Source organism: Candidatus Pantoea formicae (assembly GCF_011752625.1).
Classification (GTDB): Bacteria; Pseudomonadota; Gammaproteobacteria; order Enterobacterales; family Enterobacteriaceae; genus Pantoea; species Pantoea formicae.
On record NZ_VWXD01000013.1, the window covers coordinates 102,097 to 115,024 of the forward strand.

General features: G+C 53.7%; 13 protein-coding genes. 9 read left to right on the forward strand and 4 right to left on the reverse strand.

The window, feature by feature from the left end; translation table 11 throughout:
* Positions 1-56 precede the first annotated feature (56 nt).
* Complete coding sequence (locus F3J38_RS24005) at positions 57-800, forward strand: SDR family oxidoreductase (protein WP_167142984.1); 744 nt, start codon at positions 57-59, stop codon at positions 798-800.
* A 135-nt stretch (positions 801-935) separates the two neighbouring features.
* On the opposite strand, the gene F3J38_RS24010 is transcribed toward F3J38_RS24005, so the two are convergent.
* Together F3J38_RS24010 and F3J38_RS24015 are read right to left on the reverse strand one after the other, a co-directional pair.
* Complete coding sequence (locus F3J38_RS24010) at positions 936-2,375, reverse strand: 6-phospho-beta-glucosidase (RefSeq protein WP_167142986.1); 1,440 nt, start codon at positions 2,373-2,375, stop codon at positions 936-938.
* Between the two features lie 125 nt (positions 2,376-2,500).
* Entirely contained in the window at positions 2,501-3,232 is a 732-nt protein-coding gene (locus F3J38_RS24015) for a MurR/RpiR family transcriptional regulator (RefSeq protein ID WP_167142989.1), read from the reverse strand.
* A gap of 175 nt (positions 3,233-3,407) precedes the next feature.
* Between F3J38_RS24015 and trhA the strand changes: the two genes are divergently transcribed.
* Positions 3,408-4,061, forward strand: coding sequence for a PAQR family membrane homeostasis protein TrhA (gene trhA, locus F3J38_RS24020; protein WP_167142992.1), 654 nt, complete (start codon positions 3,408-3,410; stop codon positions 4,059-4,061).
* An 89-nt stretch (positions 4,062-4,150) separates the two neighbouring features.
* Here the strand turns inward: trhA and ygfZ are convergent, their stop codons facing one another.
* Positions 4,151-5,134: a tRNA-modifying protein YgfZ gene (gene ygfZ / locus F3J38_RS24025; RefSeq protein WP_167142995.1), complete on the reverse strand. Its 984-nt coding sequence runs from the start codon at positions 5,132-5,134 to the stop codon at positions 4,151-4,153.
* Between the two features lie 218 nt (positions 5,135-5,352).
* Between ygfZ and sdhE the strand changes: the two genes are divergently transcribed.
* Entirely contained in the window at positions 5,353-5,619 is a 267-nt protein-coding gene (gene sdhE, locus F3J38_RS24030) for an FAD assembly factor SdhE (RefSeq protein WP_084936621.1), read from the forward strand.
* Positions 5,620-5,653: 34 nt separating this feature from the next.
* Positions 5,654-6,013 carry a protein YgfX gene (locus tag F3J38_RS24035; protein WP_369411039.1) on the forward strand — a complete coding sequence of 120 codons (360 nt, stop codon included), beginning with the start codon at positions 5,654-5,656 and terminating at the stop codon, positions 6,011-6,013.
* Here F3J38_RS24035 and fldB read toward each other — a convergent pair.
* Positions 6,010-6,528 (reverse strand): flavodoxin FldB, encoded by a 519-nt coding sequence (gene fldB, locus F3J38_RS24040; protein ID WP_167143000.1) that lies wholly within the window; start codon positions 6,526-6,528, stop codon positions 6,010-6,012. The two genes, F3J38_RS24035 and fldB, sit on opposite strands and share 4 nt — an antisense overlap.
* 68 nt (positions 6,529-6,596) lie before the next feature.
* Here fldB and xerD point away from each other — a divergent pair, with 68 nt between their 5' ends.
* The 5 genes from xerD to lysS all read left to right on the forward strand — a co-directional run bounded on the left by xerD (position 6,597) and on the right by lysS (position 12,744).
* Positions 6,597-7,523, forward strand: a complete 927-nt coding sequence (xerD, locus tag F3J38_RS24045) for a site-specific tyrosine recombinase XerD (protein ID WP_205298391.1) — start codon at positions 6,597-6,599, stop codon at positions 7,521-7,523.
* 22 nt (positions 7,524-7,545) lie between these two features.
* On the forward strand, positions 7,546-8,259 hold the full coding sequence (gene dsbC / locus F3J38_RS24050; protein WP_167143001.1) for a bifunctional protein-disulfide isomerase/oxidoreductase DsbC: 714 nt from the start codon (positions 7,546-7,548) through the stop codon (positions 8,257-8,259).
* A gap of 9 nt (positions 8,260-8,268) precedes the next feature.
* Positions 8,269-9,993 carry a single-stranded-DNA-specific exonuclease RecJ gene (gene recJ, locus F3J38_RS24055; protein WP_167143005.1) on the forward strand — a complete coding sequence of 575 codons (1,725 nt, stop codon included), beginning with the start codon at positions 8,269-8,271 and terminating at the stop codon, positions 9,991-9,993.
* A 122-nt stretch (positions 9,994-10,115) separates the two neighbouring features.
* A protein-coding gene (gene prfB / locus F3J38_RS24060; protein ID WP_167143008.1) for a peptide chain release factor 2 occupies positions 10,116-11,214 on the forward strand; the annotation gives its coding sequence in 2 pieces (ribosomal slippage) (positions 10,116-10,190 and positions 10,192-11,214; 1,098 coding nt in all).
* Between the two features lie 9 nt (positions 11,215-11,223).
* Entirely contained in the window at positions 11,224-12,744 is a 1,521-nt protein-coding gene (gene lysS, locus F3J38_RS24065; RefSeq protein WP_167143011.1) for a lysine--tRNA ligase, read from the forward strand.
* Positions 12,745-12,928: the final 184 nt, after the last annotated feature.

Below are 12,928 nucleotides of genomic sequence, written 5' to 3' on the forward strand. Positions count from 1 at the left end.
TTCAGTCGACTTATCCTGAGGGCCGAGAAATCGGCCCTTTTTATTTTGGAGGCAACATGGATCTGGCTTTAGTGACTGGCGGCAGCCGTGGCATTGGACGGGCGACCGCTCTGCTGCTGGCACAAGCGGGCTATCGTGTCGCGATAAACTATCGTAAACGCGCGACGGAAGCCCAGCAGGTGGTTACTGAAATTGAAGCACAGGGCGGCAGTGCATTTGCCGTGCAGGCAGATATTGCGGATGAAGTTCAGGTGGTGCGCATGTTCCAACAGCTGGATGAACAGGATGGCGCGTTGCGAGTGTTGGTGAATAATGCCGGGATTTTGTTCACTCAGTGCCGTGTTGAAGATCTCGACGCTGAGCGTATACAGCGCGTGTTTGCCACGAATGTTCTCGGCACGTTTATTTGCTGTCGTGAAGCAGTAAAGCGTATGAGCACAGCGCATGGCGGACAGGGCGGAGCTATCGTCAATGTTTCCTCGGCGGCCTCACGTCTTGGTGCACCGAATGAATATGTTGATTATGCAGCTTCAAAAGGCGCGATGGATACCTTGACCAAAGGCCTGTCACTTGAGGTGGCAACCGAGGGGATTCGCGTCAACAGTGTGCGACCCGGTTTGATCTACACTGAAATGCATGCCGATGGCGGCGAGCCGGGAAGGGTTGATCGCGTGGCAAGTTCGCTGCCAATGGGGCGTGGTGGTCAGGCAAATGAAGTTGCCGAGGCTATTCTCTGGCTGGCAAGTGATGCCGCCTCTTACGTTACTGGCACCTTTATTGATGCGGCTGGCGGGCGTTAAAACCCGGTCGGCATGGCTGCCGACCTGACAATGCTAGTTAATCTCGTCGGGTCGGCATGGCTGCCAACTCGACAACGTTTGTTAATCTCGTAGGGGCAGCATTTATGCTGACCTGGCCAAAGATATCGCTGTGAATTACAACTCCGCGCCATTACTCGCAATCACCTGCTGATACCAGGCAAAGCTCTTCTTCTTCGAACGGGCAAAGTTGCCACTGCCGTCATCGTTTTTATCGACGTGAATAAAGCCATAGCGTTTATTGTATTGGCCGGTTGTAAACGACACGCAGTCGATGCAACCCCAAGGGGTATAACCCAGCAAATCCACGCCATCCAGCGTTACGGCTTTCTTCATCTCTTCAATATGCGATCGCAGATAATCAATGCGGTAGTCATCCTCAATGAATCCCTCTGCATTCGGCTTATCGATTGCACCGAAGCCATTTTCAACAATAAACAGTGGCTTCTGATACCGCTCATATAGCGAGTTCAACACATAGCGCAGGCCAACAGGGTCGATTTGCCAACCCCAGTCAGAGGCTTTCACATGGGGATTCGGCACCACGCCTTCAAAGCCGGTGATAGGATCATCCACGCCGCTGGCTTGGGTATTCACCGCGTTGCTCATGTAATAGCTAAAGCCAACGTAGTCACAGCAGCCCTGACGCAGCGTTTCCGCATCTTCTGGCTGCATCTCAATTTGATAGCCTTTGCGCGCCCACTCTTTGATCGTGTAAGCCGGATAGGCACCCCGCATCTGGACATCACTGAAGACATAGCGTTGATGCATCGATTCCTGTGCCAGCATCACATCGTCGGGATGGCAAGAGAACGGATAGACCGGCACCATGGCAATCATGCAACCAATCTGGAAATCAGGATTGATTTCGTGACCGCGCTTCACCACCTTGGCACTAGCCACAAACTGATGGTGCATGACCTGATACATCATCTGTTCTGGTTTCTCGTGCTCGGTAAATACCACGCCCGAGCAGCAGTAGCCAAACAGTGGATATTGCCAGTTACGCTGGTTATTGATTTCGTTGAAGGTCATCCAATATTTCACTTTGTGCTGGTAGCGCGTCATGACGACCTCGCTGAACCGCACAAAGAAATCGACTACTTTACGATTGGCCCAGCCGCCGTATTCTTTCACCAGGTGATAAGGCATTTCAAAGTGGGAGAGGGTGATCACCGGCTCAATGCCGTGTTTTAGCAGTTCATCAAACAGGTCATCATAAAACTGTAAGCCGGCTTCGTTGGGGTGCTGATCATCGCCATTAGGGAAGATGCGCGTCCAGGCAATTGAGGTGCGGAAACACTTGAAGCCCATCTCGGCAAACAACGCCACGTCTTGCTTGTAGTGCGAGTAGAACTCAACAGCCTGATGGTTAGGATAATATTTATCGGCCTCAACGTGTGAAGTGATCACACGATCCACGCCGTGAGCACCCCCTGTCAGTACATCGGCAATGCTGACGCCTTTACCACCTTGGTCCCAGCCGCCCTCAACCTGATGTGCGGCAACGGCACCGCCCCAAAGAAACCCTGTTGGTAATTGCAATCCTTCATTCATCGGCGCACCTCATGACACTGTTTGCGGAATGGTAAACTGCCCGCAGTGTAACAACTCACTTATTAAAGTCACGATATAACACCGGGTGAAATAGGTGACTTGTTACAGTGAAAAAACAGGGTGTTTTACAGTGCAGTTGCGCGGGAAATATAGCGACCAAGCGTTTCCAGAATATATAAAACGGGCACCTGGGTGGTGATATCCAGGCGATCACCGAGCTTTAGTTGTGGCATGTGATAAGAGAGATTGAAGTCTGCCATTTTCGCCAAAGAGCAGCCTTCATGGTTGGTGATGGAGATGATTTTACAGTGATTCAGGCTAAACTGGCTGGCGAAACGCAGTATCTCTTCGGTTTCACCGGACACCGATAAAATAATCGCCAGCGCATTTTCATAGGCGCTTTTACTGACGGGATAATAAGGGTCGTCAATATGATGGCTAAATTTACCGATATTGGAAAAATAACGCGCGCCATATTTCCCAAGGCTGCCTGAAGTACCGGCACCAATAAAGAAAATATGTTCAGCTTGCATTATCATCTGGGCAGCCTGAGCAATTTGCTGCTCAAATTCATCATTATGGATGCTTTTAAAGAAGCTCAGCATTTCACCGACCCCTGACGGCATCAGTACCGGCGCCGCTTGTTCTTGCGCCAGACGGAAGCGGATGCGGAATTCCGACCAGCCTTCACAGTGCATTTTGCGACAAAAGCGCAGCACGGTCGTGGTGGAAACGCACGCCTGTGCCGCCAGCTCGCGAATCGTCATATAACTGACACTTTCCCGATGTTTGATGATGAAGTGATACACCTGCATCTCAAGGTCATTCAGGTTGGACAAATCGCGGTGTGAAAACATGCGTGCGGCACTCATCGACAAAATGAGTCGCCAGTGTAACAGATTGAGCCGTTAGCGGGTTGTCACACCCCTACACAGAATTTTTTAGCGTACAGGTGTACTCTGAAATTTTTTCTGGTTACTCTGGTGCACAGAAAAAGCTCAGCTCTTACGACGTTTTTCAGGAATTAAGCGCATGGCACAGAATCGACTTATTGCTCAGGGCTATTCGTTAGCCGAAGAGATCGCCAACAGCATTAGCCACGGGATTGGCTGCATTTTCGGGATTGTAGGACTGGTATTGTTGCTTACGCAAGCCGTCGAAATGCGTGCCGATATCACAGCTATCACCAGTTACAGCCTGTATGGCGGCAGCATGATCTTGCTGTTTCTGGCCTCGACGCTCTATCACGCCATTCCACATCAGAAAGCGAAGCACTGGCTGAAGAAATTTGACCACTGCGCCATCTATCTGTTGATTGCCGGGACCTATACGCCGTTCTTGCTGGTTGGATTGAAATCACCACTGGCGCAAGGGCTGATGGTGGTGATTTGGAGCCTGGCACTGGCGGGCATTATCTTTAAGCTCACCATTGCGCACCGCTTCAAAGTGCTGTCATTAGTCACCTACCTCAGCATGGGATGGTTATCGCTGGTGGTCATTTACCAGTTAGCGATCAAGCTCTCTGCGGGCGGCGTCTGGCTGCTGGCGGCGGGCGGAATCGTTTATTCGTTAGGGGTGATTTTTTACGTGTCGCGGCGCATTCCCTACAATCACGCTATCTGGCACGGCTTCGTGTTGGGCGGCAGCATATTGCACTTCTGCGCGATCTATTTTTATGTAGCCTGAGTTTGCTGCAAAGTCGCCATTAATGGCGACCCTACATTGTTCTGTGCAGTTTTCGTAGGGTGCGCATGGATGCGCACCTGAAATGCCAATCACTCAACCAATGAATACGGTAATGGCTGAATCGTGAGCTTACCGCCTTCGTCGCCTTCCACGCGTAGCACGCTATCTGGCTCCAAATCGTTATTCATGACGACCTGGACCCAAACACTCCCATCATCCAACTGGACGCCGCTTAAGACCGTGCCGGTGCGACGCCATTTATCACCCATCTGCAGCTCCATTGAACCGTCTGCCTGCGGGACTTTGCTGGCACTACCGGCTAACCAGTAAAGCGCGCGCTTGTTGGCCCCGCGGAATTTCGCTCGTGCAACCATCTCCTGGCCGGTGTAACAGCCTTTTTTAAAGCTGATGGCGTCAAGTGCCTGCAGGTTGGTGGCCTGAGGAATCAGCTGCGCACTGGTGGCGGTTTCGATCACGGGAATACCCGCCTCGATATCCAGCGCCAGCCACTGCGTACTGTCATTGAACTGCGCCGTGCCGGCTAACTTCTCTTTTATCGCTTCAGCCTGCGCCAGTGTCGTGACCAGCAGAAAACGTTCTGCGGGGTGTTCAAACCACAACAGCGTACTGTCATCCTGCTGTACCACCGGCGTTTCCGCATCGGGCAGGGTCGGGAACAGGTCGGTGAGCGCCGCGCGGGCCTGGAAACCTGCGACACCTAACAGCACGGCATCGTTGTCGGCTGCAATGGTCACTTTGGCGAACACCGCATATTTCTTCAGCTCAGTGAGTTGTTGCTCATGCAGGTTGCGGCGCACGATATAAGCGTAACCTTCGCCACGATGGAACAGACGCAGGTTGCTCCACATTTTGCCTTTGGCATCGCAGTGCGCTGCGGGGCGATGTTGGGTGGCACCCAAAGCCGCGACATCCAGCGTCAACTGCCCTTGCAGATAAGAGGTACTGTCTTTGCCCTGCACGGAAACCAGCGCCCACTCATCAAGCGACATCAGGGTTAAAGGCAGGCGTGACGCCGCAGCAGGCTGGCGTGGCGGAAGGGTGAAAATCGGCATGTGTTCATCCTGATTAATATCAATATTGCTTCCAATGTTAAAAGAGCAGTGCCGCTTTGCAACCTGTTTACCTAATCTGGCGCACAAATCGCGTGATAACCCTGCAATACGTGAACCTGCTCTGTGTCACATTGCGCAGGGTTAAGCACAGTCTCTGCAGCGTTTGAAAAAAGCAGGTACACTGAGCGCCACTGTTTTCAGCCATGGAAAAAAGACACATGGATATTCATGATAAAGCTCGTGTTCAGTGGGCGTGCCGTCGCGGCATGCTGGAGCTGGATGTCTCCATCATGCCGTTCTTTAAGTACGAGTATGATTCGCTCAGCGACACCGATAAGCAGGTGTTTATTGCCCTGCTGAAGAGTGACGATCCCGACTTGTTTAACTGGTTGATGAACCATGGCGAACCGGCCAATCCTGAGTTCAAACGCATGGTGCAACTGATCCAACAGCGCAACCGTGAACGCGGTCCCGTTCCAATGTGATTTACAGCCGTCACGCAGCGCGCGAGTGCTCAACGTGACGCTGTTATTGTTGGTGGCTGGATTGTTGCTTAGCCTCAGTTGGCCCGTTGAGTGGCGATGGGGTAAAGCACCGCTGTTGATTCTACTGCTGCTGGAGTGCTGGCGTCATGAACGTCGGCTGATGCAACGCTGTGGCCGCCTGATGCTGGATGAGCAGGGAAATTGGGTGTGGGGTGGCGCGCCGTGGCGCTTGGCGCGCAAGCCTGACTGGCTACCTTACGGTGTGTTACTGGATCTGCGAAATCCGCAGGGCAAACGCTGGCGGCTGTGGTTAATGTACGACAACCTGCCGCCTTATGAATGGCGTACATTGCGCGCCTGCTGTTTTCTGCAAGAAGGCGCTAAGCCACATTAGAGCAGTGCAGCGGTTTCAGTCAGTATCTGCTCGCACCACTGTTCGACACGTTCTTCGCTCAGTTCAAACTGGTTCACATCGTCGAGTGCCAGACCCACAAACTGCGTGCCTTCTGCCGTGAGCGGTTTCTTGCTGGTGAATTCGTAGCCTTCCAGCGGCCAGTAACCGACAAATTGCACGCCCATTGGCTGGAGCAACTCATGCAGCATGCCGAGCGCGTCCAGGAACCATTCGGCGTACTCCATTTGGTCGCCCATGCCGTACAGCGCGACGATTTTGCCCTGAAGGTTAATCGTCGGCAGCTGTTGCCACACCGCTTCCCAGTCCTCTTGCAACTCGCCAAAATCCCAGGTGGGGATACCGAGAATCAGCAAATCGTACTGCTCCATCAAAGACGGATCATCATCTTTAAGATTGTGCAGTGTGACTAACTCTTCACCGATAAAATCGCGAATCTTCTCCGCCGTCATCTCGGTGTAACAAGTACTTGAACCGTAAAAAAGACCGATATTCATGCAATTAGTGCTCTGACTGAAACTCACTTTGGCGCAATTGTACCAGAAGCGGGTGACTTTCAGGCATAATGAGCACGATTTCACACGTGTTGGGGGGAACCGTGCAGGACAGCGATCTGATAGAACAATTTCTGGATGCGCTCTGGATCGAGCGTAACCTGGCGCAAAATACGCTTGCGTCCTATCGCCAGGATCTTCACACGCTCACCGGCTGGTTACACCACCATGAACGCACCCTGTTGACGCTTGAAGCCCTCGATCTACAGCAATTTCTCGCCGAACGTGTCGAAGGCGGTTATAAGGCCACCAGCTCAGCACGCACGCTCAGTGCGATGCGCCGTCTGTTCCAATATCTCTATCGTGAAAAGCTGCGCAGTGATGATCCCAGCGCGCTGCTTTCCGCTCCGAAACTGCCGCAGCGTTTGCCAAAAGATCTCAGTGAAAACCAAGTGGAACGCCTGTTACAGGCGCCGAGCATTGAGGTTCCGTTGGAGCTGCGTGACAAAGCGATGCTGGAGCTGCTGTACGCCACCGGCTTGCGTGTGTCGGAACTGGTCGGATTAACCATCAGCGACATCAGTTTGCGTCAAGGCGTGGTGCGCGTGATTGGTAAAGGCAATAAAGAGCGTCTTGTGCCGTTAGGTGAAGAAGCGATTTACTGGTTAGAGCACTATATGGAGCATGGTCGGCCATGGTTATTGAATGGGCAAACGCTGGATGTGATGTTCCCCAGTAACCGCGCGCAACAAATGACACGTCAGACTTTCTGGCATCGCATTAAGCACTATGCGACCCTTGCCGGTATTGATAGCGAAAAACTGTCGCCGCACGTGTTGCGTCACGCATTTGCCACACATTTACTGAACCACGGCGCAGATTTACGCGTCGTACAAATGTTGCTGGGCCATAGTGACCTCTCAACCACCCAAATTTATACGCACGTTGCCACTGAGCGCCTGCGTCAGTTACATCAACAGCATCATCCGCGCGCCTGAGATGCGGCAACAAGGATTTGAGATGAAAAAACAGTTAACGATGCTGGCATTGTTGGTCAGTGCCTTTTCCGGTCTGGCACATGCCGATGACAGCGCCATTCAGCAAGCACTGAAAAAGCTCGGTTTGCAGCAGACCGAAATTCAGCCTTCACCGCTGCCGGGCATGAAAACCGTGTTGACCGAAAGCGGCGTGCTTTACGTCTCGGAAGATGGCAAACACATGATTCAAGGCCCGCTGTACGATGTCAGCGGTGCTCAGCCGGTCAACGTCACCAACCAGCTGCTGGACAAAAAAATCACCGCCCTGGCGCCAGAAATGATCGTCTATAAAGCGCCGAAAGAGCAGCATGTGATTACCGTGTTTACCGATATCACCTGCGGCTACTGCCGTAAGCTGCACGAGCAAATGGCTGACTACAACGCGCTAGGCATCACCGTGCGTTACCTCGCCTTCCCACGTGAGGGTCTGCATGGTCAGGTGGAAAAAGCAATGCGTGCCATCTGGTGCAGCGCCGATCGCAACAAAGCGTTCGATGCGGCGATGAAAGGTGATGCGCCGCAGATGGATGCGCCAGAAACCTGCAAAATCAACCTGGATAAGCATTACCAGCTCGGCATTCTGTACGGCATTCAGGGCACCCCCGCCATCCTGACCGATACCGGCGTGATGATCCCTGGCTATCAGGGGCCGCAAGAGCTGAAGCAGGTGCTTGACGGTCAGAAGCGGGGCGGTTAATCCACAGTGATGCATTCTGTCGAACTGCGTCGGCGAGAAACTCAGGCCGACGCCAGCTTACCTGATACCTTACCGCCGCTACTGCGCCGCCTTTACCTGCAACGCGGTGTCAAAGATGCCGCTGAACTGGAACGCGGTGCGAAACATCTGCTGCCGTGGCAGACCTTGGGTGGCATAGCAGAAGCGGTCACCTTGCTACATCAGATGCTGGAAGCGGGCCGCCGCATTGTGGTGGTGGGCGATTTTGATGCCGATGGCGCCACAAGCACCGCCTTAACCGTGCTGGCGTTACGCAGCATGGGCGGCAACATTGATTATCTGGTGCCCAACCGTTTCGAAGATGGCTACGGCCTCAGCCCTGAAGTGGTGGAGCAAGCACGTGCACGCGGTGCGGAGATGATTCTCACCGTGGACAACGGTATCTCTTCCCACGCCGGTGTGGACACGGCGCATCAGCACGGTATTCCGGTGCTGGTCACCGATCATCACCTGCCCGGCGAAACGTTGCCAGCAGCGGAAGCGATCGTTAACCCTAATCTCAATGACAGCGCATTCCCTTCACGTTCGTTAGCAGGTGTGGGCGTGGCGTTTTACTTGATGCTGGCGCTGCGTGCGCATTTGCGTCAGCACAACTGGTTTAGCGGTGGTCGAACCGAACCCAATCTGGCGGAGTGGCTCGACTTAGTCGCGTTGGGGACGGTGGCCGATGTGGTCCCGCTGGATGCCAATAACCGCATTCTGGTGTGGCAGGGCTTAAGTCGCATTCGCGCCGGGAAATGTCGAGCGGGGATTCGCGCGCTGCTGGAAATCGCCAACCGCGATGCGCGCCAACTGGCGGCCAGCGACCTCGGTTTTGCTGTCGGGCCACGTCTCAATGCTGCTGGCCGTCTTGATGATATGTCAGTGGGCGTGGCGCTCCTGCTCACCGAAGATATCGCGCAGGCACGCATGCTGGCCAATGAGCTTGATGCACTGAATCAGACGCGCAAAGAGATTGAGCAGGGCATGAAAAGCGAGGCGTTGGCGCTGTGCGATGAGCTTGAGCGCCAGCACACCGATTTGCCGCTTGGCCTGGCGTTCTACCATCCCGAGTGGCATCAGGGCGTGGTCGGCATTCTGGCTTCACGTCTGAAAGAGCGTTTTCATCGTCCGGTCATCGCCTTCGCGCCAGCGGGCGACGGCACGCTAAAAGGCTCAGGCCGCTCAATTGCGGGGTTGCACTTACGCGATGCACTGGAACGTCTCGACACGCTCTATCCAGGCTTGATGATCAAGTTTGGTGGGCATGCCATGGCGGCGGGCCTGTCGCTGGAAACCGAGAAGTATGATCTGTTCCGCGAGCGTTTCGCTGCGCTGATCGATGAGTGGCTGGATGGCGAGGCGTTGCAGGGCGTGATTTGGTCCGATGGCGAACTGCATGCGCAGGAGTTCTCGCTGCACACCGCCGAAATGCTGCGTGAAGCCGGTCCCTGGGGCCAGGCATTCCCGGAACCGGTGTTTGACGGTCATTTCAAACTGCTGCAACAGAAGCTGGTGGGAGAACGTCATCTGAAGGTGATGATTGAGCCACTGGGCGGCGGCCCGCTGCTGGATGGCATCGCCTTTAACGTGGATACCACCCTGTGGCCTGACACCAGCGTGCGTCAGGTGAAGCTGGCCTATAAGCTGGATATCAACGAGTATCGCGGTAACCGCTCAGTCCAACTGATCATCGACCATATCTGGCCGGTATAACTGCGCAATCTGTTGCGCTATCTCGCATACCTGCAATGCTACAAAGTACGCGCAGTTTCGGGTAAACTAGCGCGTTACTTTTTATCCCCTTTCACCGAATCGTCAAAAAAGACTGAAAAGCCATGTTTGAAATTAATCCGGTCAAAAATCGTATTCAAGACCTCACTGAACGCAGCGACGTTCTTAGGGGGTATCTTTGACTACGATGCCAAGAAAGAACGCCTCGAAGAAGTAAACGCCGAGCTGGAACAACCTGACGTCTGGAACGAACCAGAACGTGCTCAGGCGCTGGGCAAAGAACGTGCTTCACTGGAAGCCGTGGTGGAAACCTTAGACCACATGCGTCAAGGCCTGGAAGATGTTCAGGGCTTGCTGGATCTGGCCGTTGAAGCCGACGACGAAGAGACGTTTAACGAAGCGGTCGCTGAACTTGATGCACTCGAAGTCAAGCTGGGCGAACTCGAATTCCGTCGTATGTTCTCCGGCGAATATGACAGCGCCGACTGCTACATGGATATCCAGGCCGGTTCTGGCGGCACCGAAGCGCAAGACTGGGCCAGCATGCTGCTGCGTATGTATCTGCGCTGGGCAGAAGCGAAAGGTTATAAAACCGAAATCATCGAAGAGTCAGACGGTGAAGTGGCTGGGACTAAATCCGCCACCATTAAAATCATCGGTGACTACGCATTTGGCTGGCTGCGCACTGAAACCGGCGTCCATCGCCTGGTGCGTAAGAGTCCATTTGACTCCGGCGGCCGTCGCCATACCTCATTCAGTTCGGTGTTTATCTACCCGGAAGTGGATGACAACATCGACATCGACATCAATCCAGCCGATCTGCGTATCGACGTTTACCGTGCCTCTGGCGCGGGCGGCCAGCACGTTAACAAAACCGAGTCTGCGGTGCGTATTACCCACTTGCCGACCAACATTGTGGTGCAGTGCCAGAACGACCGTTCACAGCACAAGAACAAAGATCAGGCTTTCAAGCAGTTGCGTGCGAAGCTGTACGAATATGAGATGCAGAAGAAAAACGCTGACAAGCAGGCCGCGGAAGACAACAAATCCGATATCGGCTGGGGCAGTCAGATTCGCTCATACGTACTCGACGATTCACGTATCAAAGACCTGCGCACTGGCGTAGAGACGCGCAACACGCAAGCGGTGCTGGATGGCGACATCGACCGTTTCATTGAAGCAAGTTTAAAAGCAGGGTTATAAGGAACCGACATGTCTGAACAACAACCGCAGAGCGCTGATGCCGCCCTTGAGTTAAACAACGAACTGAAAGCGCGTCGCGAAAAACTCAGCGCGCTGCGTGAAAAGGGCATCGCGTTTCCTAACGATTTCCGTCGCGATACTACCTCCGATCTGCTGCACGCCAGCTATGACGCGAAAGAGAACGAAGAGCTGGAAGCGCTCGGCGTTGAAGTGAGCGTGGCCGGTCGTATGATGACCCGTCGCATCATGGGTAAAGCCTCTTTTGCCACCCTGCAGGATGTTGGCGGCCAGATTCAGATCTACGTCTCACGTGACGATCTGCCAGAGGGCGTCTACAACGAGCAGTTCAAAAAATGGGATCTGGGCGATATCCTTGGCGCACGTGGTAAGTTGTTCAAGACTAAAACCGGTGAGCTGTCGATCCACATCACTGAACTGCGTCTGCTGACCAAAGCGCTGCGTCCACTGCCGGATAAATTCCACGGCCTGGCCGATCAGGAAACCCGTTACCGTCAGCGTTATCTCGATCTGATCTCTAACGACGAATCACGCAACACTTTCAAAGTGCGTTCTAAAATCATGGCCGGCATCCGTCAGTTCATGGTTAACCGTGACTTTATGGAAGTGGAAACCCCAATGATGCAGGTGATCCCAGGCGGCGCGTCAGCCCGTCCGTTCATCACCCATCACAATGCGCTCGACATCGACATGTACCTGCGTATTGCACCAGAGCTTTACCTGAAGCGTCTGGTGGTAGGCGGCTTCGATCGCGTATTTGAGATCAACCGTAACTTCCGTAACGAAGGTATTTCGCCACGTCATAACCCAGAGTTCACCATGATGGAACTCTATATGGCGTATGCGGATTACAAAGACCTGATCGAACTGACCGAAAGCCTGTTCCGCACCCTGGCGCAGGACGTGTTGGGCACCACCGAAGTGCCTTACGGTGACCACAGCTTCGACTTCGGCAAGCCGTTTGAGAAGCTCACCATGCGTGAAGCGATCAAGAAATACCGTCCGGAAACCGACCTGAACGATCTGGAAGACTTTGATAAAGCCGTCGCGATTGCCAAATCGCTGCACATCAAAGTGGAAAAGAGCTGGGGTCTGGGCCGCGTGGTAACGGAGATCTTTGAAGAAACCGCAGAAGCACATCTGATTCAGCCAACTTTCATCACTGAATACCCGGCTGAAGTGTCACCGCTGGCACGTCGTAACGACGAGAACCCGGAAATCACTGACCGCTTTGAGTTCTTCATCGGCGGCCGTGAAATCGGTAACGGCTTCTCCGAGCTGAACGATGCAGAAGATCAGGCTGAGCGTTTCCTGCAGCAGGTGAATGCCAAAGATGCGGGTGATGATGAAGCGATGTTCTATGACGAAGACTACGTCACTGCACTGGAGCACGGCCTGCCGCCAACGGCGGGTCTGGGCATCGGTATCGACCGTATGGTGATGCTGTTCACCAACAGCCACACCATCCGTGATGTGATCCTGTTCCCGGCACTGCGTCCAACCAGCAAGTAAGGCAAATCGGTGCGCATAAATCCGCGCACTTTGCCGTAAGCCTTAGAGGTCGCTATTATGGCGGCCTTAATGAGATGGTCACCTCCACCCTGTCGGGCGCTATGCTGACAGGGTGTTTTTCTTTCTGAAGGGGATCATCATGCAAAACGTATCGCTCATTGGTATCGATCTCGGCAAGCACTCA